The sequence below is a fragment of the Desulfonatronum sp. SC1 genome (assembly GCF_003046795.1).
Classification (GTDB): Bacteria; Desulfobacterota; Desulfovibrionia; order Desulfovibrionales; family Desulfonatronaceae; genus Desulfonatronum.
In genome coordinates, this window is sequence record NZ_PZKN01000031.1 from 26,880 (window position 1) to 47,376 (window position 20,497).

The following is a 20,497-nucleotide window of genomic DNA, read 5'->3' on the forward strand; positions in this document are numbered from 1 at the left end:
CTTTCTGGTTGAAACATTTGAGCGTTGGAGTGCGACATGGTTGGAGAGCCCAGCGGGTTGTTCATGAGTTTCATGTATTACGCCGCCCTGAGCATCGAGGCCCTGGGCGTGGCGGTAATCTGCGTCGGCGTGGTGGCCACTACCGGACTTTTTTTGTACCGCTCCTGGGTACATCGGAGCACGGATCGTTTCTACCACACCTATCGGCGCGGCATGGGCAAGGCCATCCTGCTGGGGTTGGAACTCCTGGTGGCCGGGGACATCATCCTCACCGCCACCCACAATTTCAACTTGCAGCATGTCGCCCTGCTGGGGCTTTTGGTGCTGATCCGGACTTTCCTCAGCTTTTCCCTGGAAATCGAGCTGAACGGCCACCTGCCCTGGCGACGGCCCCGTGAAGACCAAGAAAACGGGGATTTTGTGTGACGCAACCAGCAATTGTAAGAGAGGATGAACGAATGGACAAGCTCGCGGATATCGGGGTGATCGGTTTGGCGGTAATGGGTGAAAATCTGATTCTGAACATGGAGAGCAAGGGCTTCCGCGTGGCCTGTCACAACCGGACCGTGGACAAGGTGGACGCTTTTTTGGCCGGTCGCGGCCAAGGGAAGAACCTGATCGGATGCCGGACCCTGGAAGAGCTGGTCGCCAGCCTGGAACGACCGCGTAGGATCATGTTCATGGTCCGTGCCGGATCGGCCGTGGATCAGCTCATCAACGCCCTGGAACCGCTGCTGGAGCCAGGGGATATCCTCGTAGACGGCGGCAACAGTTCCTACCTGGACACCACCCGGCGTTGTACGGATTTGGCCGCTAAAGAGTTGCTGTATGTCGGGGCCGGGGTTTCCGGGGGAGAGGAGGGGGCCTTGCTCGGGCCGTCCATCATGCCAGGCGGCAATGCCCAGGCCTGGCCGGCGTTGAAGCCGATTTTCCAGGCCATCGCGGCCAAGGTGGCGGACGGGACCCCGTGTTGCGACTGGGTCGGACCGGACGGGTCCGGGCATTTCGTGAAGATGGTCCACAATGGGATTGAATACGGCGACATGCAGTTGATCTGCGAGGCCTATCATCTGCTATCCCAAGGCCTGGGCATGAGCGCGGACCAGATTCAACCCATTTTCGCTGCCTGGAACACCAGGGAATTAGACTCCTATCTGATAGAAATCACCGCGGACATCCTCGGGCACGTGGATCCGGAAAGCGGGACGCCCACCGTGGATTTGATCCTGGACACGGCCGGTCAGAAAGGCACGGGCAAGTGGACCTCCCAGGTCGGCCTGGACCTGGGCGTTGCCATCCCCCAGATCGCCGAGGCGGTCTTTGCCCGCTGCCTCTCCGCGATCAAAGATGAACGTGTTGCGGCCGGGCCGTATCTTTCAGGCCCTGGCAAGGCTGCCTCGCAAGGCATTGACGGCGATACGGCCGCATTCGTGGATCAATTGGAAAAAGCCGTCTACGCGGCCAAGATTTGCTCCTACGCCCAGGGCTTTCAGCTTTTGCGCGCGGCTTCGATGGAATATGGATGGAATCTGAATTTCGGGGAGATCGCCCTGCTCTGGCGGGAAGGATGCATCATCCGGGCCCGCTTTCTGGGCACAATCAAGGAAGCCTACGACGGCGACCCTGGCCTGGCCAACCTGCTGCTGGCTCCGTACTTTCGCGAAGTCCTGGCCGGGGCTCAGGCGGCGTGGCGCACGGTTTTGAAAACGGCGGTGGACCTGGGCGTTCCGGCCCCTGTAATGGCCGCATCTCTGTGCTACTACGACGGCTACCGCTGCGAACGCCTCCCGGCCAATCTGCTCCAGGCCCAGCGCGACTACTTCGGTGCGCACACCTACGAGCGCATCGACAAGCCCAGAGGGGAGTTCTTCCACACCAACTGGACCGGGACCGGGGGAGATACCGCGTCGTCGACGTACAACGTCTGATCGGACCTTCGGCCTACCGCCTGAATCGGCGATCCCAGTCGAATTCCTTGGATGTGACGACGTTTTCCAGGCGGCGGATGCGTTTGTCCAGGCGGTCGAATTTGCTTTTGATTCTGGATAGGCCTTCGTTCCTGGAGCGGGCGTAGGCCTGATAGAAATCGCTTTCCTCGTCGTTGTTCAAGGGCAGCACGGGTTCGGGCTTGAGCAGGAATCCGGCCAGCAGGTAGATGCCCACCAGGGGCCAGAAGCCGGTGAAGAACATCAGCAGCACGGCGATGACCCGGGTCCAGAACAGGGACACGTCGAAGTAACGGGCCAAACCCTTGCACACTCCGAGAATCATGCCGCTCCTGGAGCGGTAGAGCCGATCCCGGCCCGCTTGGTTGATCATTTTGGACCACCTTCGTCGTTTTGGCGCATCAGGATGGATTCCAGGTTGTCCACCCGGGCGTCCAGTTTTTCCAAGCTTTGATAGATCTCCTGGATCATGCGGGCCTCGTCGGTCTCTTCCGGCGATAATCGGCCGTCCGGGCCGGAACGGAAATGGCGAATGCCGGTGAGTACGATCACGCCCAGGAAGAAGACGATGATCAACGCCGTTCCGGCGAGAACCAAGGTGGTCAGAAAACCCATCATGTTCGTATTCCTTGATTGTGGTTGGGAAGTAGGCAAGCGGCTAGAGGCCGATTAGAGCCCCGTCTGGTCAGGCCCGGACGGAGCAGCGTTTCTGGCGCGCAAGGAGGCCAGTTCGCGTTCGATATCCTCGTCCGCGGCCAACTTGGCGAATTTTTCCTCCAGCGTAAAGGCTTTCTCACCTTTCCCCTGTCGTTGACGACCAATTGAGGATGTTGCCCAAGGACCGGCCAGATCTGCTTCGGCCTCCATCCGGTCGATGCGCTGCTCGAACTCCTCGAAGCGCAGCATGGCCGCATGGGAGTCGGCACGGCGCATATCCAGCCCGGCTCGCTTGCGGCCTTTGGCGCGCATGTGGCGCTGGATGAGAAGACGTTGTTTGTCCTTGGCCGAGAGCAGCTTTTCCTCCAGCGTGGCGATATCGGCCTTGTAGCCTTCGATAATTCCCTCGCTTTCGGCCAGTTCCCCGGCCAATCGGTCGGCCTTGACCTCCAATTCTCGCTTTTCTAACAGGGCTTCCCTGGCCATGTCTTCGTAGCCCTTGTCCACGGCCAGGGCGGCTTTGTCTCCCCAGCCCAGGACCTTGGCGTCCACCTGCTCCCATTCCCGGCGAATCCTGACCGCGGCGGCCATGGCCCCGGCGCAGGAGGCCTTGAGTTCCACCAGGGTTTCCTCCATCTCCTGGATCATCAGGCGCAGCAGTTTTTCCGGATCTTCGGCCTTCTCCAACATGGCGTTGATGTTGGAACTGATGATGTCGCGAAATCTGGTGAAAATACCCATAATATGGTCCTCCTTGCGGTTTCCGGGGCGATGTGATCGTTTCAGGAAAAAAGCATATGGCGTGCCAGAATATGATCATCTGGTATTTTAGTGTATTGCGGTGAAAAAGAAACAATGGTGCTTGACGAAGATAGACAGTATTTGGCAGATAGATGCAATCTATGGCGAATATCACCACGAGTGTCTCCGCGATCCCCGAAGCCCTGGGCCGTTCGGACGCCTTCCTGGCCTTGCAAGAGCGCATTGTTGCCGTGGCCAAGGTGAACCGGCCCGTGGTCATCATCGGCGAGCGGGGAACGGGCAAGGAACTGGCCGCGATTCGGTTGCACTACCATTCCCATCGCTGGCAGGGGCCGCTGGTGGCCGTGAATTGCTCGGCTTTGTCCGAGTCGCTTCTGGAATCCGAACTTTTCGGCCATGAGCCGGGAGCCTTCACCGGAGCGGTCCGATTGCGGCGAGGTCGGTTTGAGGCGGCGCACAAGGGCACCCTGTTTTTGGACGAAATCGGTACCATGCCCCTGAACATGCAGGAAAAGATTTTGCGCGTGGCCGAGTACCAAGTCGTGGAACGCCTTGGCGGTTCCTCACCCCTGGAGGTGGACGTCCGGATCATCGCGGCCACCAACGCCGATCTCGTCGCCCTGGTGGCCCAGGGGCGGTTCAAACCCGATCTGCTGGACCGCCTGGCCTTCGAGGTTCTTCGCATTCCACCACTCCGTGAGCGAAATGGAGACGCAGCCCTGCTGGCTGAGCACTTCGCGGCCCGGATGGCCGTGGAACTGGGCCGTTTCGAACCGCCACGCCTGTCTGCGTCCGTGGTCAAGGCCCTGGAAACATATTCCTGGCCGGGTAATGTACGGGAATTGAAAAACGTCGTGGAGCGGGCCGTGTTTCGGGCCAGTGACGCGACAGTGATCAAGGAGCTGACTATGGACCCTTTTGCCGCGACACCGTCAGCGGGAAGCGTCGTCAGCGTGGAGAATACTGAGCAGGCCAATCTTCTCCGGCGACCTTCACAATCCGGCATGACGACCACTCACCCTGGGACCACGAAAGAACCCGTCTTTGATCAAATCAGTTTGCCGGAAGCCATGGACGACCTGGAACGTCGCCGCCTGCGCCAAGCATTACGTCAAGCCAGGTTTAACCAGCGCCGGGCCGCTGAAATCCTCGGCCTGCGCTATCATCAGTTTCGCGGCCTGTACCGGAAACATCGGGGGGACCTAGAATTGGAGGGGGAAGCTGGTCCAGGAGAGTGACGAATCGGGGGGGAGCAGTGCAGCGACATGCTTTTCTTGACAAGATCTCCGTGCGCACATAGCCTGTGTAAAAGGAGTTCGCCATGAAAAACATCACCCTTTCGATGGACGAAGAATTGTTGCGGGCCGGAAGGGAGTACGCGCGGTCGCACAATATTTCTTTCAATCTTTTCGTCCGGAAGCTGGTCCAGCAAGCCGTTGCCCAGAAGCAAAGCAACTGGCTTGAAAATACGTTTTCTCTGATGGATGAAGCGGATGCGGCTTCCGGTGACCAAACCTGGTCACGAGAGGATTTGTATCGTGTCTAAGATTTTCATCGATACTAATCTTTTCGTCTATGCCCTCGACCAAAAGGAGCCTCTGAAACGAGACAAAGCTCGCACGATCCTGAAAACCCTCACCGAAACCCACCAGCCGGTCGTCTCTACGCAGGTGATCAACGAGTTCTACGTCGTGGCCACAACCAAGTTAAAGGCCGATCCATTCATCGTTAAAAACATCATCCATACCTTCCGCAACATGGAAATCGTCAACAATGACCTGGAATTGATCGAACAGGCCATCGACATCAGCATCCTGTCGCGACTTTCCTTCTGGGATTCGCTGATCATCGCCGCCGCTGAAAAAGCCAACTGCGAATATGTCTATTCCGAAGATCTCAACTCCGGCCAGATATATCGTGGGGTCATGGCGCTCAATCCGCTGCGCTGACCGACTCTATTTTGGGTAACTGCTCAGCTTTCGAAAAGACCAGGACTGACAAGCGCCATTGTGCTTTGAACGTCGACACAGCAGACGGATGATCTCCGGAACGCCGGATGTCGGTATGTACGCCCCCACAGCCCAGGCCACATCCCCTGGAAAGGGCGCGCCGGGTCGATCTGATGCCCTTTTTCACGTCCCGGTGCGTACACCCGAAAGGGAGCGCCGTGGGGATCAAGGTGAGGAATGATCGCCGATTCAATGTCGGGCTCCTGCGCGCTGGGGCAGGTTGGTCATCTTCCGCCCGTTTCATCACTCTGGGCGGCGACATCTGCGTCGCAAGCATTCTTGGGCAACGAGAAAGTGAAGACCGTCCCTTGCCCTGGTTTGCTTTTGGCCCAGATCCGGCCTCCGTGCTTTTCAATAAACTCCTTGCACAGGAGCAACCCCAGTCCCGAACCGCGTTCGCCTTCGGTCCCGCGAAGACAGGTCCTGCGGTCCAGGGCGAACAGGCCGCACAGAATGGCCTCGTCCATGCCTACTCCGGTATCCCGGATCGAGACGCGGACGGTTTCCTCGTCCTGATCCGCGGTAATCGTGATTTCCCCTTCGCGTTGGGTGAATTTGACCGCGTTGAACAGCAGGTTGCGGACCACGGTGCTGAGCATGGGGTGGTCGGCCAGGATGGAGATGTGTTCCGGGACCGAGCAGCGTACGGCGATGGCTTTCTGGCGGGCGCTGGGAGCGATGAGTTCCAGGGTGCCCCGGATCAGGGTCGAGAGGGGTTGGGGTTGGGGCTCGAAGGAGGTGATGCCGCGCTGCATTCGTGCCCATTCCAGGAGATTGTTCAGCAGGTTGTAGAGATTCTCCGCGCTGCCCTTCATATCCTCGGCCAGCTTGCGGATGTCTTCCTGGCTCATGTTCTCAATGTGTCCGACCATCAACCGGATAAAGGACAGGAAGCCGATGAACGGCGATCGCAGATCATGGGCGATGATGGCGAAGAATTTGTCCTTGTCCGCCAGGGTCCGCTCCAGGCGGGTGTTGACCTGGCGCAGTTCGTCCTTGAACCGGGCCTGCTCGGCCATGGCCCGGGCCAGCTTGACCTGGCCGAAACTGAGAGTGGCCACCAGGTCCGTCAGGCGGGCGTAGAAGTCCATGGTCTGGTGGACCGTCTCCCGGCTATACCTCGGCACCTGTTCCAATGCGGCCAGGTATTGCTGTTCGTCAAAACCGTACCTTCGGGCCTGTTCCCGAAACAGGGTCAGGTCTGGAAGGTCGTCGTCGAACAGAAACTGGCCCAGAAACATGTTCCCCAGGTGGCGGCCACCGATGATGATCGGCGTCGCCAAGTCCCAGAGGTTGTTCTTGCATTTGTAGAGCTTGAAGGTTCCGGGGGCATCCACGCTGGAGAGTAAGGTGTCGCTTTCGATGCAGTTGCGCAGGGTTTCGGGGTGGACCCGGTGGAATTTGACGCAGACGTCCTGCCATCCGGTGGCCACCAGCACCTTGCCGTGCATGTCCACGATGGCGCTGCCGATGTTGCTCAGGCGATGGAAATCCTCCATCAGCAACTGAATGGCCCGGATGTCGATGATGTCTTCCAGGGCCAGCGCGCCCACGTCTCCATCCGGGGAGAGCAGGGCATCAAGCTTGTTGCGAACCCGGGCCTCGCTTTCGCGCAGAGCTTGGTCCATGTTTTTGCGCTCGGTGATATCTTTGATCAGGCCGTCGTAGTCCGTCAATTCCCCCCGAGAGTTCAGCCTGACGACAATGGTGTTGCTCACCCAGCACCGCTGACCGTCCTTGCGGATGATCCGGTGCTCAACGGGATCGGCCCGGCCCTCCATGAGTACTTTGCGGGCCTGTTCCCGAACCAGATTCTGATCCTCGGGCAGGACCATGTTTATCCAAAGGTACGGATCCGCGGCGAATTCCTCGGCCGTGAATCCGGTCACGGCGACGCAGGCCGGGCTGTGTACGGTTTGCGTGACTCGACCATTCTCGACCTGAACGGTGTACAGATAATCGGTCAGGCACTCCGTGATCCGTCGGTAGCGTTCCTCGCTTTGCAGCAGGGTCTCCTCGGCTCGTTTGCGCTCGGCGATGTCCCAGGCCAGATCGGCCAAAGCGGTCAGGACGTCCAGATCCACGGGCATGTAATCAGTGGGTTTGTTGCCCACGCCGAGAATGGCCACGATCCGTCCGTCCCGTTGCACCGGAACCACTATTTCCCGGAGAATCGGGGCATGCCCTTCGGGCAGCCCTCGGCGGTGGGGCAGGGCGGCATAATCGTTGTGGATTACCGGGGCGCGGGTGCGGACGCAGTCGGCCCAGACCCCGGCCTGGCTCACCGGATAGTGGGTACCGGCGGAGGGGTCGGCGGAGCAGCTTTCCTTGACGGTCCGGTCGGACCAGGTTTGAAGGACAATGGTGGATTGATCATCCTCAAAAAAATGAAAGAAACCGATCCGGCTTGCGGTGAGTTGTTCGGCCTCGGCCAGAGTGGCCCGGAGCAGTTCGGCCAAACTCCCTGAACGAACCAGGCGTTGGAGCCGGTCCCGGGCGGCCATGATCGACTCGGTGCGCTTGCGTTGCGAAATGTCGGAAAGAAAGCCCTGATGGAGCAATACCCGTCCGGCGGCGTCCCGGGCAACCCGCACCGTGGCCGAGGCCCAGAACGGCTTGCCGTCGCGGCGGACCATCCGGCACTCGTAATCCACAAGTTCGTCGTTCTGGTCCAGAAGGCGGACCAATGTCTTTCGGTCCTCCGGATTGGCGAACACCTGGACGGCAATGTTCGTCACCGAGGAAACCAACTCTGTTTCGGAGTCGTATCCCAGCAAGCGGACCATGGCCGGATTGGCGCTGAGAAATCGGCCCTCCGGGGTGGTTGTGAAAACGCCCATGGGCGTGTTGGCCACGAGGGCTTTGAAGTCATGCGCGACGGATTTGGTCGAGGTGGGATTGTCGCTTTGCGTTTCGCCGGAAGACGCGAAGGTCATGAAAGCTCCACATTTTGTACAATTTCAATTCAGAAAAGCGGATGGTTCGGCATTGATCCGCAAATGTAGGGGCACGGCGCGCCGTGCCCCTACGGTGTGGACGGCGCCTTCCGCACGAAGCGCTTCACAATTCATACATATTCAAAATCACGGCCGCCCTGGTGATCTCTCCGACCAGGCGGCCGTCCTCGACCACGGGCAGGAAACCCAGGTCGGAATGCGTCATCAGATGCAGGGCCTCACGCAGACTCTGGTCCGGATGCACGGTGGGGGCGTTTTGACGGAGCATGGAGGTCACGGATTTATCCCATTGCCGATCTTGTTTGATTTTGCGGAATTGGGCCTTATGCAGGACGCCCAGCAGCCTGCCTTGTTCATCCACCACCGGCAAGGCCTGGCGCTCCGTCCCGGAAGCGTTCGGGGCCGTCGGTCCTTCCAGGATGGCCACGGCTTCTCGGAGGCTGTGCGCGGGTGCCAGCCGGATCGAGACCGGGGTGGCCAGGTCGCGGACATTGGTCCGCCTGGTTCCGGTTTGGCGGATCAACTCGACGACCTGACTTCGTGTCGTATCCAGCGGAGCCTGGACAACGGCGGAACCGGCGCCGGGATGGCCGCCTCCGCCCAGACGGCGGACCACGGCGCCTACGTCGAACAGCTTGGGGTTGCCGCGTCCGATGACCGCGGTCTTGTGGGAGCCCATGGGAAAGATCCCAAACGCGGCGTCGAGGCCTTGAATCTCCATGAATTTTGAGACCACCGTGGGCAGCATGTTCAGTTCCTTGCGGGCATCCTGAACGCAGACCCCCAGGCGCAGGTCATCGAGGCGGATGATTTCCGGTTCGGCCAGCATCCGGGAGAACAGGTCCAGGTGACGCTCGTCCAGAGAGCTGTCCAGGTACGCGGAGACCACGTTCAGGTCCGCCCCGTTTTCGAGCAGGAAGGCGGCCATGCGCGCGTCCCGTGCCGTGGTGCTGGGAAAGGACAAGGAGCCGGTGTCGTCGTAAATACCCAGCAGAAATAGAGTGGCGTGGATTGGGGAAAAGGCCGTATCTTGAGCCTGAAAGCGTTCCAGAAGCAGGGTGACCGTCGCTCCGACCTCCTCCCGATGTTCCTTGGAGGCGGCGATGGACCCGCCAGCCATGTGGTGGTCCCAGACGGTTACCGGAAGATCGTCGCGCTTGGCCAGTTCCCGCATGCCGTCGAGACGCTCCCAACTTGACGTGTCCGTGACCACCAGATCATCCACCTCGGCCACGTCCACGGAGTCTCTGTGGTTGAGCCGGAGCAAGTCCCAATGCACGGCCATGAAGTCGCGCACCGCGGGCTGGACGTGGGTCGGGACGAGACGCGTCGCGCCGGGATACAGGAAGGCGGCCGCGACCATGGATGCCAGGGCGTCGAAGTCGGTGTTGACATGGGTGGTCACGAGAAGCATCGGCGTGTCTCCTGTCGGGGCGCCTCGTCGAGGACAGGTCTTTCACGATGACCCGATTGCTTCTTTCTGTAGCTGATTTCGGACGCGCCTACAATCGCTATCCGTTTGCAACAATCCCTAATCTTCGCTAGGCTTCCGAGCACGTTCTCGGATTATCGTAGGACGGTTGGGCGCTGACTGGGAAGGTACATGACTCTTGAGGCGTTGTGATCGTCAATGAATTGAAGCAACTCACAAAATAAGGACTATATCATGGCCAAAAAACGTAAGGGCAAGACGGAAGAAGGGGGTTCTCAGGGCCAAACAGGCCACCTCGTCCACTGGGACGGCGATTTGCATGGCGCTGACAGCGTGGAAGGACTCAAACGCGACATCGTGCGGCATGTGGTGACCAGCCTGGGCAACGATTATGCCCGACCTAACGATTTTACATATTACAACGGCTTGGCCCTGGCTATCCGCGACCGGATGATCGCGCAATGGATCAAAACCCAACGTTCGTACTACAACGAACAGGCCAAGCGGGTGTATTACCTGTCCATGGAATATCTGCACGGCAAGTCGTTGTTAAACAGCTTGCACTGCCTGGGGCTGCACGACCTGGCCAAGGAGGCCCTGGCCGATTTCGGCCTGGACCTGGAAGACGTGGCCGAGGTGGAATGGGACGCCGGATTGGGCAACGGAGGTCTGGGCCGTCTGGCCTCTTGCTACCTGGACTCCATGGCCACCCAGTGCATCTCCGGCTACGGCTACGGCATCCGCTACGATTACGGCATGTTTCACCAGACCATCGAAAACGGGGCTCAGGTGGAGCAGCCGGACAATTGGACCAAGCGGGGTACCCCCTGGGAGTTCGACCGGGCCCGGTTCATGACCCCGATCAACTTCTTCGGCCGGGTCCGGACCTGGGTGGACGACCAGGGCCGGTTGCGTCACGACTGGGTGGACACGGAAAAGGTTCTGGCCATGGCCTGCGACCTGCTCGTTCCAGGGTACCGCAACGGTCGGGCCATCAACATGCGGCTGTGGGCCGCCAAGTCGGACACGGAATTCAATCTGGAGTTCTTCAACACCGGGGACTACATCGGCGCGCTGGAGGCCAAGATCCGGGACGAGACCATCTCCAAGGTGCTCTATCCCAGCGACGACAAGCTCCAGGGCCGGGTACTCCGGCTCTGCCAGCAATACTTCTTCGTCGCGGCTTCACTGGACGACATTCTGCGACGCTACAAAAAGAAGTTCGCCTCTTTTGACCAGCTTCCTGAAATGGCGGTCATCCAGCTCAACGACACGCACCCGACCATCGCCATTCCTGAACTGATGCGCGTTTTGGTGGACGAGGAATTGTTGGACTGGGACACGGCCTGGGATCTGTGCACCCGAGTCTTCGCCTACACCAACCACACCATCCTGCCCGAAGCACTTGAAAGTTGGCCTTGTTCCCTGATCCAGCGAGTCCTACCTCGGCACATGGAAATCATCTACGAGATCAATCACCGCTTCATGGAGTGGTTGGACGAGCTGGACGACGGCCATCCCGACCCGGCTGGCCGCAAATCCCGGCTATCCATCATCCAGGAACACCCGGAAAAAGCCGTGCGCATGGCTAATCTGGCCATCGTGGGCAGCTTTTCGGTCAACGGCGTGGCGGCCATGCACACGGAGATTATCAAGGCCGAGGTGTTTCCGGAGTTCCACGCTGTGTTTCCGGGTCGATTCCGCAACGTGACCAACGGTGTCACCCCGAGGCGCTGGCTGAACCAGTGCAACCCTGGCCTATCCGAGCTAATTTCACAAAAGATTTCAGGCAATTGGTTGTACAATCTGGACCGGCTCCGCGATCTGATCCCCCATGCCGAGGACCAGGCTTTCCGGACGGCGTGGCGGGAGGTCAAGCGGGCCAACAAAGAACGCCTGGCGGCGTACGTGACCCGCAAGCTAGGATTTGAATGCAACCTGGACGCCATGTTCGACGTTCAGGTCAAGCGCATCCATGAATACAAGCGCCAACTGCTCAACGTGCTGCATGTGATCACCCTCTACAACCGGATCAAAGCCGACCCTAAAATGGATGTCGTCCCCCGAACCGTGTTTTTCGGCGGCAAGGCCGCGCCGGCCTATTTCATGGCCAAGCTGTTCATCCGGCTGATCAACGGCGTGGCCGACGTGGTCAACCCCGACCCGGACGTGGCCGGTCGGCTGCAAGTGGTTTTTTTGCCTAACTATTGCGTGTCCCAGGCTGAGCGGATTATTCCGGCTACGGAATTGTCCGAGCAGATATCCACGGCTGGCTACGAGGCCTCGGGAACCGGAAACATGAAGTTCGCCATCAACGGGGCTCTGACCATCGGCACCCTGGACGGAGCCAACGTGGAAATGCTGGAGGAGATCGGGGCGGAGAACATGTTCATCTTCGGGCGCACAGCCGGCGAGATTAAGGCCCTGCGTCGCGGCGGATACAATCCCTGGCAATTCTGCGAAAACGATTCGGAACTGAAGCAGGTGCTGTCCATGATTTCCGGCAACGTCTTCTCCGCCCACAATCACGGTCTGTTCGCGCCGATCATCGACAACCTGCTGCACCAAGGCGACTACTTTTGCGTCCTGGCGGACTACCGGGCCTATGTAGACTGCCAGGAACAGGTCAGCACACTTTACCGAGACCAGGACGAGTGGACCCGACGCTCCATCCTGAACTCCGCCAACATGGGCAAGTTCTCCAGTGACCGCTCGGTCATGGACTACGCCCAGAACATTTGGGGCGTAGCCCCTCAGGCCTGCCTGCTTTGATCATGTTCTTCCGCTATCCAGGGGTCTTCAATGCATTAATCGGATTTTCCCGTCCGGCAAAAGCATTGCCCTGAACGCATGAAGTCGTTACTAGCTCTGGAACTTGAAGCTATGGGACTTCCCGAGAGGGAAGTCCGCTTTCTTTCAGAGCGGTCGCGCGACACGCGGCTATCGAATCCAGCCATTCCGAGGTGATCATGATCGACGTTCCGAGCCCTTGGCGAAAATTCTACGACCCCGAAGTTCCCACTCCGTTTGAGCCGGAGGCCGTGGCCATCCATGAATTGCTGGCCCGGTCGGCCCGAGAGCATCCCCAGCGCAAGGCTATCGTCTTTCAAAACTGGTCCACAACCTACGCCGAATTTGATCGTCTGACCGGGGTTATGGCCGCGAATCTGCGACGGCTGGGGCTGACTGCGGGAACCCGGGTCGCTGTGCTCCTGCCGAACCTGCCCCAGACTCTGATCACATACTTCGCTATCCTTAAGGCCGGGGGCGTGGTGGTGATGATGAACCCCCTGTACATGGAGAACGAGCTGCACGACCAGATTTCAGACAGCTCTGCGGAGTTTTTAGTCACCCTGGATCTGCTTTGGTCCAAGGTCGCGGGGTTTCGTCGGCGCGTGCATCTGAAAAAAATCATCGTCGCCAGCATTGCCGACGCCCTGGGCTTTCCCCTGCGCCAGCTCTACAAGCTCAAGGCCTGGAAGCAGGGCATGGGTAAGGACGTCCCGTATGATGACGGCGCGATCATCCCTTGGAAGGAGATCGTGAAAGGGCAGGATGTCTATAGTCAGGTTGTCGACGATCCGCGCAACCATTTGGCCATGCTCCAGTACACCGGCGGGACCACAGGCGTACCCAAAGGGGTGATGTTGTCCCATGCCAACCTGACCGCCAATGTGCAGCAGTGCCTGGCCATGCTGCCCAAGCTTAAGAAGTCCCAGCACACCCTGCTGGCCGTGCTGCCGTTTTTTCATATTTTCGGTCTGACGGTCTGCATGAACTTCGCCGTGGGACTGGGCGCGACCATCATCCCCTTCCCGAGGCTGGTGGTGGCCGATTTGCTGAAGGCAATTCAGAAGTACAAGCCCACGATTTTTCCGGCCGTCCCGGCTATTTTCGTGGCCATGGTCCAGCACAAGAATCTCGGCCAGTTCAAGCTGTCCTCCATTGACTACTGTATTTCCGGCTCAGCGCCGCTGCCCGTGGAAGTCATGCAGAAATTCCAGAAACTGACCGGCGCCGAGATCATAGAAGGCTACGGCCTGACCGAAGCCTCGCCGGTGACCCACCTCAACCCTCTGGACGGCAAGCACAAGCCCGGCTCCATCGGTATCCCCCTGCCCGGCACCGAAGCGGGCATCGTGGACATGGAGGGTGGGGCCGTGCCCGTGCCCATGGGCAAGCTGGGCGAGCTGGTTGTCCGAGGGCATCAGGTCATGCAAGGCTACTGGAACCGAGCCGACGAGACCGCCTCCACCATCCGCAATACCTGGCTGTACACCGGGGATATCGCCTACATGGACGAGGACGGATTCTGCTTTATCGTGGACCGCAAGAAGGATCTGATCATCACCGGTGGGTACAACGTTTACCCCCGGGACGTGGACGAGGTGCTCTACGAGCATCCCAAGGTCAAGGAGGCCGTGGCCGTGGGCATCCCGCATCCCACCAGGGGCGAAATCGTCAAGGCCTTCATCGTGCCCAAGGATGGCGAAGTGATCGAACAATCGGAAATCATCGAATTCTGCTCTCAGAAACTGGCCAAGTACAAAGTCCCCCGCCGGGTGGAGTTCCGCACCGAACTGCCGAAGACTTTGGTGGGCAAGGTGTTGCGGCGGGCTTTACGTCAGGAGGAAGAGGAAAAGGTGAAAGAGCGAAGAAATAGACGGATGGGGGACTGAGGCTGGTCTGGATATTGAGGTTAGCTTTTTCACAACCACAATCGCAAGTTGTAAACGTATATTCGTCCATTGATTTTGTCTTTATAAAAAATCACGAACTTTCTTAAAAATTGCTACATCATTTTTTTATATATTATGAGTAAATATGACATTCCAATTGTAGTCGACTTAGATGGAACACTTATTCAGTCAGATATTCTATTTGAATCTTTTTTCAATTCTTTGCCAAAATCAATATTTCAACCACATAGATTATTGAAATCATTATGTGATGGAAAGTCTCACCTTAAAAGTTATTTATCAGATTTGTCAAAAATCGATATCTGTCATATCCCATACAACAAAGATGTACTTGAGTTATTGAAAAAATATAAATCACAAGGCACTTCAATTGTTCTTGCGACAGCGACACACCGTGTTTACGCCGATGCCGTAGCAAAACATTTAGGTATATTTGATCTTGTTATTGCCACAGAAGGGTCGGTAAATCTGTCTGCTCGCAATAAACGCGATGCCTTGGTTACAAGGTTTGGCGATAAGGGCTTTGACTATATGGGCAACTCCCATGATGACCTCTGCGTTTGGGCATCATCGCGAAAAGCTATCCTGGTCAACCCTGACCTTGGTGTTGAGCGCAAGGCCCGCGCCTTGGTCAACGTTGATCAAGTGTTGCGTACCAAGTCGCCTGTCTGGAAGGTTTGGCCAAGGGCTTTGCGTTTTCATCAATGGGTCAAGAATCTGCTCTTGTTCGTGCCCTTGCTGGCAGCCCACAGAATATGGGAAATAGACCTTTTGTTTTTGGGCCTTATGGCTTTTGTCAGTTTTAGTCTTTGCGCTTCCAGCGTATATCTGCTCAATGATCTCCTTGATCTGGAAGATGACCGCCATCACCCCACCAAAAGTAATCGCCCTTTTGCATCCGGAGCTTTGCCCCTGCATCATGGGGTCATGGCCATTCCGGCTCTTCTTTGTCTCGGATTTTCCTTGTCTTTGTTGTTTTTACCTGCTGGATTTACCTTGGCCCTGGCCGCTTATTACGGATTGACCCTAGCATATTCTTTAACTTTGAAACGCCTGATGATGGTGGACGTGATCACCCTGGCTTCCCTGTATACCCTGCGAATTATTGCCGGCTCACTAGCCTTTGGCGTTGAGCTCACGTTTTGGATGCTGGCTTTTTCCATGTTTCTTTTTTTAAGCTTGGCCCTGGTCAAGCGCTATGCTGAGTTACATCAGGCTCGCAAAAAAGGTGGAACGGCCAAGGCTCACGGACGAGACTACTACCCAGGTGACCTGCAGATGGTTTCATCGCTTGGCGCTGCCGCAGGATATCTTGCCGTGCTGGTATTGGCCCTGTACATTCAGGATGAAAGCACTTTGACTCTGTATTCCAGACCAGAAATGATCTGGCTGGCCTGTCCTGTGCTGCTGTTTTGGATCAGCCGGGTCTGGATGATTACCCATCGCGGTGGCATGCAAGACGATCCAGTGCTGTTCGCGGTCAAGGATACTGTTAGCCTCCTGACTGGAGTTCTGTTCGGATTGGCATTCTGGATGGCGATATGAAGCAAAATTTTGTAGAATCCTGGGGCCGATTTCCCCGCGACCCGCAGCAGGCACATCCGGTCAACTGGCTGGGCGACGTCTCCCGTGTGCTGACGCAACTGGCTCGTGACAACAAACATACCCTGCCCTTTGGCAGCGGCTTGAGCTATGGAGACAGCTGCCTAGCAGTCAGCGACCATGTCCTCCATCTACGCCCCCTGGATCGTTTTCTGGTCGCTGACTGGGACTAGGGAGTGATTCGGGCTGAGGCCGGGGTCACCCTGGAGGAACTGCTGGCTCTGGCCGTTCCCCGTGGCTGGTTTTTGCCCGTTACTCCGGGGACGCGCTACGTGACCCTGGCTGGAGCCGTGGCCAACGACGTACATGGCAAGAATCATCACGTTCGCGGAACCTTCGGCCGACACGTGCGACGTTTCGAGCTGGTTCGCTCGGATGGTTCGACCCTGGAATGTACTCCGCAAGACAACCCTGATTTTTTCGCGGCTACTATCGGCGGACTCGGGCTGACCGGGGTCATCACTTGGGTGGAGCTGGCCCTGATGCCCATTCGTTCCAGCCGGATCGTGACCACTCATGTCCGCTTCGGCTGCTTGGATGATTTCCTGGACCTATCCACGGAACTGGACCCTGTCCACGAGTACACCGTGGCCTGGATCGATTGCCTGGCCCGGGGCCGCAGCGCAGGACGGGGGGTGTACATGGTGGGCAATCATGCCCAGGACGGCCATCTGGAAGCTGATGCCGGACGGCGATTGGGTGTGCCGGTGGTGCTGCCTTTTTCAGCTGTGAACCGGCTTTCCTTGCGCCTGTTCAACACCGTTTACTACCGGGCACGGAAATCTGGTCGACATTCCCTGGTGGTACCTTATTCTCCGTTCTTCTACCCGCTGGACAAAATCTTGCATTGGAACCGGCTATACGGTTCCAAAGGCTTCCAGCAATACCAGTGCGTGGTCCCGGAGAACAATGCAAGAAACGCCATGCATGAAATCCTGCAGGTCATTGCCAGCGTCGGCAGTGGTTCTTTTCTTGCCGTTCTCAAACGCTGCGGCGATGTGCCATCGCCGGGCCTGCTTTCCTTCCCTCTACCAGGGGCTACCCTGGCCTTGGACTTTCCGCGTAGCGGAGGGACTAACGACACACTTTTTCCCCGACTGGACGCCATTGTCCGTTCCGCCGGGGGCCGGCTCTACCCGGCCAAGGACGCGGCCATGTCTGGCGAGGATTTCCGGACATTCTACCCCAACTGGGAACGCCTGGAGGCCCTGCGTGACCCGGCCCTTTGTTCCCGTTTTTGGAAGCGAGTCACCTCATGCTAAACATCCTGGTTATCGGTGCCACGTCAGCCATTGCCACGGCCTGCGCCCGGCAGTGGGCTGGCCAGCAGGCTACATTCTTCCTTGTGGGCAGGGATCAGGCCAAGCTGCAAGCCGTGGCCGACGACCTTCTGGTCCGCGGCGCGACTGCCGTCACATCTCACACCCTGGACATGAATCACTTTGCTGACCATCCGGTCCTGCTCGATGCTGCCTTTGCCGCAATGTCCTCGGTGGACGTGGCCCTTGTTGCCCATGGCACTCTGCCGGACCAGCAGGCTTGCGAGCAGGACGTGAACTTGACCCTGGAGGAAGTCTCCACCAACGGCCTGAGTGTAATCGCCCTGTTGACCCTGCTGGCCAACCGGATGCAGCCTCAGGGCAGTGGCACTATTGCCGTCATCTCTTCCGTGGCTGGCGACCGGGGCCGACCGACCAATTATGTCTACGGCACGGCCAAGGCAGCGGTGACCACCTTTTGCGAAGGCCTACGAGCTAGGTTGTCAAAGTTCGGAGTCCACGTTCTGACCATCAAGCCCGGCTTTGTGGACACTCCCATGACCGAATCGCTCGATCTGCCCCGGATCCTGGTCGCGACGCCGGAGAGGGTCGCGCGCCGGATCGTCCGTGGTGTGGCCCGGCGGCGCAACGTGCTCTACGTCCCCGCCTTCTGGGCACTGATCCTGTGGATCATTCGCAGCATTCCTCAGCCGATTTTCAAGCGCCTAAATCTATGAGCCTCAAAAGGCTCGCCGAGTCACTCCCGGTCGATCCGGTATTCTCGGGCTGGCGGTTCCGCGCGGTGGTGATCTCCGCCCTTTTAGCAGCCCTCGGATATCTGGCGTTCGCGGTCTACAGTGGTTGGCGTGAGGTGGGAACCGCCATCGCCCAGGTGGGTGTCGTCGGCTTGGTTATCGTACTGTCGCTGTCCTTGCTGAATTATGGCCTGCGCTTCTTACGCTGGCAGCTCTACCTGCAGACGCTGGGTCACTGTATACCCTGGTGTCGGAGCTTGCAGATCTACCTAGCGGGCTTTGCCTTGACCACGACTCCGGGCAAGGCGGGCGAAGCCTTCCGCGGCGTACTCTTGAAGAGGCTGAGGGTGCCTTATCCAGACAGCTTCGCCGCATTCCTCAGCGAGCGTCTGTCTGACCTGATCGCCATCGTACTTCTGACTCTGTTCGGGGCAGCCCTGTACCCCAAGGCGGCACCGCTGATCCTTGTCGGAGCGACCCTTGCGATCGTGTTGCTCGTTCTGCTCTCGCAACCGCAATGGGTAGCGCATTTGCAGCGCCGTATGCCGACGCATCATCGATTCCAAAGATGGATCGGCCACGGCTTCGAAATCATCTGCCAGGCGAGCCGTTGTCATCGGGCCAAAACCCTCGGGCTGGCCACCATCCTGAGCCTGATCGGTTGGGCCGCGGAAGCCTTCGCTTTTTTCCTAATCCTGTATTGGATGAACCTCGACGTAGCCTTTGTCTTCGCTGTTTTCGTATTTGCTATCAGCATGCTCGCGGGAGCGATCAGCTTCACGCCCGGTGGGCTTGGAAGCACCGAGGGGGTGATGGTGGGGCTCCTCGCATGGCACGGAGTCGGGCTCCCCGAAGCGGCTGCAACGACCATGCTGATAAGAGCGACAACGTTGTGGTTCGCCGTCATACTTGGCATTTCAGCCATTACGCGTTCGAAGGACCAATAAGGTATTTGGCCACATATGCACAATCAGCGAAGGTTTGGTCATCAAGTCTTGGCCTATAGCCATCCGTGCTCATTTTTGATGGCGTAGTGTTTTAATATTCCTCAATCATGATAAAAGTCACAATATCCACCATCGGCACGCTGCTCATTGTTAACAGGAATGCTATTGTCCTCACAGCGATCTATTCTTTGGCGCTGGCTATGATACTCGACGGCTTGTTCCAGGACATTAGTAGTGGTGGCAATGCCTGGAAACAAGGAGATTGGCTTATCAACAATCATGATGTTGTTGTAAGAAGAGGGCTATTTGGATCAGTTTTATTGCTGATTTCTTCTGTGTTTGATTTTCCCGTTCTTGTTCTTCTGGGAGTGATCCAGGGAACAATAATATCTCTCATTTTTGCATTATTCTGGTATGCTGGCGTACGGAACAAGAATAGCGATATCTTAACTTTTCTTTTGCTATCTCCGATTTTTTTAATATTCTCAGCTAATGATCTTCAAGGTAGCTTGCGTAAGGAGATATTGGCCTATTTATCATTTTTGCCGCTTCTTTTTAGTCTTTTGCAGCACGGCATTGTTCATTTGAAGTATGTTTTTATCTCATTGTTTCTGTGGACTATAGCAGTGTCAACGCATGAAGCAAATGTCTTTTTTTCTCCATTCATTGTTGCATTGACGTATATTGGTTTTCGCTCACAAGGTCTAAAATTTCATATAGCTCTATCCTCTCTCGCTTACATTGTAATATCTGGAGTAGCTTTTTTTTATTCCATGTCCTTCTCAAGTGTTGAAAGTCATACTGCTGTATGCGCTCCGCTATTGAAATCCGGACTCAATCAAGATATTTGTAGTGGGGCAATCAGGTGGCTAGAATATGACGTTTGGTATGGAATGTATCGATCGCGAAGCGTGTTTATTTCATGGGGTTTGTATTATTTTGTGCTAACATTGGTTTTTATGTGCACGTTTATTTTCTATCTTTTTCAATCCTTTTATCCGTTTCGTGTCCTGTGTTTGTTTTTACTTGTGAATTTGTTTTTCTTGCCTCTTTATTTCATTGCTATCGACTGGGGGCGCTGGATTAACTTTGGAATGTTCTCTTTTGTGGTATTGTTCATCGCTATATATATTCAAGATGGTAGACTCCATAAAATTCCAAGGATGAACACCTTTTCTTGGATCTCTACACTTTTGTTTTGCATTGCCTGGGGTGTACACCATGGTGGGAGGGCTATGTTTGAATTTGGATTTGCGAAAAATAGCCTAGCGTTTTTTTCCGTTTTTGGTGGCTAGATGCTCGGGTTTAAGAGTATGCAGAAGCATTTATGTTGTTCAAATGTGACAGGACTTTAACCGCATCGCGCCAAATCCAGCCTTTTCCGCAATAATTTCTGCATGTTAACCTGGCCCTTTGCGTAAGACCCTACTGATATCTCTGCTTTTTTGTCAAAAAAACGTTTAATTTTATA

Annotated in this window: 18 protein-coding genes; 13 read left to right on the plus strand and 5 right to left on the minus strand. The window is 56.9% G+C overall.

Features of this window, described 5'->3' with window-relative positions:
• Positions 1-36 precede the first annotated feature (36 nt).
• Complete coding sequence (locus C6366_RS15065; protein ID WP_199221526.1) at positions 37-426, plus strand: DUF1622 domain-containing protein; 390 nt, start codon at positions 37-39, stop codon at positions 424-426.
• A gap of 32 nt (positions 427-458) precedes the next feature.
• Complete coding sequence (gnd, locus tag C6366_RS15070) at positions 459-1,928, plus strand: decarboxylating NADP(+)-dependent phosphogluconate dehydrogenase (protein ID WP_107739358.1); 1,470 nt, start codon at positions 459-461, stop codon at positions 1,926-1,928.
• A gap of 13 nt (positions 1,929-1,941) precedes the next feature.
• On the opposite strand, the gene pspC is transcribed toward gnd, so the two are convergent.
• From pspC to C6366_RS15085, 3 genes are read right to left on the minus strand one after another with little or no spacing between them, the layout of a single operon-like run.
• Positions 1,942-2,319, minus strand: coding sequence for an envelope stress response membrane protein PspC (gene pspC, locus C6366_RS15075; protein WP_107739360.1), 378 nt, complete (start codon positions 2,317-2,319; stop codon positions 1,942-1,944).
• Positions 2,316-2,564: a hypothetical protein gene (locus C6366_RS15080; RefSeq protein ID WP_107739362.1), complete on the minus strand. Its 249-nt coding sequence runs from the start codon at positions 2,562-2,564 to the stop codon at positions 2,316-2,318. The genes pspC and C6366_RS15080 overlap by 4 nt, the downstream gene beginning before the upstream one ends.
• A 51-nt stretch (positions 2,565-2,615) precedes the next feature.
• Positions 2,616-3,344, minus strand: a complete 729-nt coding sequence (locus tag C6366_RS15085) for a PspA/IM30 family protein (RefSeq protein ID WP_107739364.1) — start codon at positions 3,342-3,344, stop codon at positions 2,616-2,618.
• A gap of 161 nt (positions 3,345-3,505) precedes the next feature.
• Between C6366_RS15085 and pspF the strand changes: the two genes are divergently transcribed.
• From pspF to C6366_RS15100, 3 genes are all read left to right on the plus strand, one after another.
• Positions 3,506-4,603, plus strand: a complete 1,098-nt coding sequence (pspF, locus tag C6366_RS15090) for a phage shock protein operon transcriptional activator (protein ID WP_107739366.1) — start codon at positions 3,506-3,508, stop codon at positions 4,601-4,603.
• Between the two features lie 83 nt (positions 4,604-4,686).
• Positions 4,687-4,911: a hypothetical protein gene (locus tag C6366_RS15095; protein ID WP_107739368.1), complete on the plus strand. Its 225-nt coding sequence runs from the start codon at positions 4,687-4,689 to the stop codon at positions 4,909-4,911.
• Positions 4,859-5,314: a PIN domain-containing protein gene (locus tag C6366_RS15100; protein ID WP_107739370.1), complete on the plus strand. Its 456-nt coding sequence runs from the start codon at positions 4,859-4,861 to the stop codon at positions 5,312-5,314. The genes C6366_RS15095 and C6366_RS15100 overlap by 53 nt, the downstream gene beginning before the upstream one ends.
• Positions 5,315-5,598: 284 nt before the next feature.
• Here C6366_RS15100 and C6366_RS15105 read toward each other — a convergent pair whose 3' ends face one another.
• Both C6366_RS15105 and C6366_RS15110 read right to left on the minus strand, forming a co-directional pair.
• On the minus strand, positions 5,599-8,310 hold the full coding sequence (locus C6366_RS15105; RefSeq protein WP_107739372.1) for a PocR ligand-binding domain-containing protein: 2,712 nt from the start codon (positions 8,308-8,310) through the stop codon (positions 5,599-5,601).
• Between the two features lie 124 nt (positions 8,311-8,434).
• Entirely contained in the window at positions 8,435-9,745 is a 1,311-nt protein-coding gene (locus tag C6366_RS15110; RefSeq protein ID WP_107739374.1) for a CBS domain-containing protein, read from the minus strand.
• A 252-nt stretch (positions 9,746-9,997) separates the two neighbouring features.
• Between C6366_RS15110 and C6366_RS15115 the strand changes: the two genes are divergently transcribed.
• The 8 genes from C6366_RS15115 to C6366_RS15145 all read left to right on the plus strand — a co-directional run bounded on the left by C6366_RS15115 (position 9,998) and on the right by C6366_RS15145 (position 20,321).
• Complete coding sequence (locus tag C6366_RS15115) at positions 9,998-12,535, plus strand: glycogen/starch/alpha-glucan phosphorylase (RefSeq protein ID WP_107739376.1); 2,538 nt, start codon at positions 9,998-10,000, stop codon at positions 12,533-12,535.
• Between the two features lie 197 nt (positions 12,536-12,732).
• Entirely contained in the window at positions 12,733-14,442 is a 1,710-nt protein-coding gene (locus C6366_RS15120; protein ID WP_107739378.1) for a long-chain fatty acid--CoA ligase, read from the plus strand.
• 135 nt (positions 14,443-14,577) lie between these two features.
• Positions 14,578-16,008 carry a UbiA family prenyltransferase gene (locus tag C6366_RS15125; protein WP_107739380.1) on the plus strand — a complete coding sequence of 477 codons (1,431 nt, stop codon included), beginning with the start codon at positions 14,578-14,580 and terminating at the stop codon, positions 16,006-16,008.
• On the plus strand, positions 16,005-16,238 hold the full coding sequence (locus C6366_RS20120; protein WP_199221527.1) for an FAD-binding oxidoreductase: 234 nt from the start codon (positions 16,005-16,007) through the stop codon (positions 16,236-16,238). The genes C6366_RS15125 and C6366_RS20120 overlap by 4 nt, the downstream gene beginning before the upstream one ends.
• A gap of 3 nt (positions 16,239-16,241) precedes the next feature.
• Positions 16,242-17,327, plus strand: coding sequence for an FAD-binding oxidoreductase (locus tag C6366_RS15130; protein WP_199221528.1), 1,086 nt, complete (start codon positions 16,242-16,244; stop codon positions 17,325-17,327).
• Entirely contained in the window at positions 17,321-18,061 is a 741-nt protein-coding gene (locus C6366_RS15135; protein ID WP_107739383.1) for an SDR family oxidoreductase, read from the plus strand. The genes C6366_RS15130 and C6366_RS15135 overlap by 7 nt, the downstream gene beginning before the upstream one ends.
• On the plus strand, positions 18,058-19,026 hold the full coding sequence (locus C6366_RS15140; RefSeq protein ID WP_107739385.1) for a lysylphosphatidylglycerol synthase transmembrane domain-containing protein: 969 nt from the start codon (positions 18,058-18,060) through the stop codon (positions 19,024-19,026). Before C6366_RS15135 ends, C6366_RS15140 begins: the two co-directional genes overlap by 4 nt.
• A 107-nt stretch (positions 19,027-19,133) precedes the next feature.
• A complete protein-coding gene (locus C6366_RS15145; protein WP_107739387.1) occupies positions 19,134-20,321 on the plus strand; it encodes a hypothetical protein in 1,188 nt (395 codons plus the stop codon).
• The last annotated feature ends 176 nt before the right edge of the window (positions 20,322-20,497 follow it).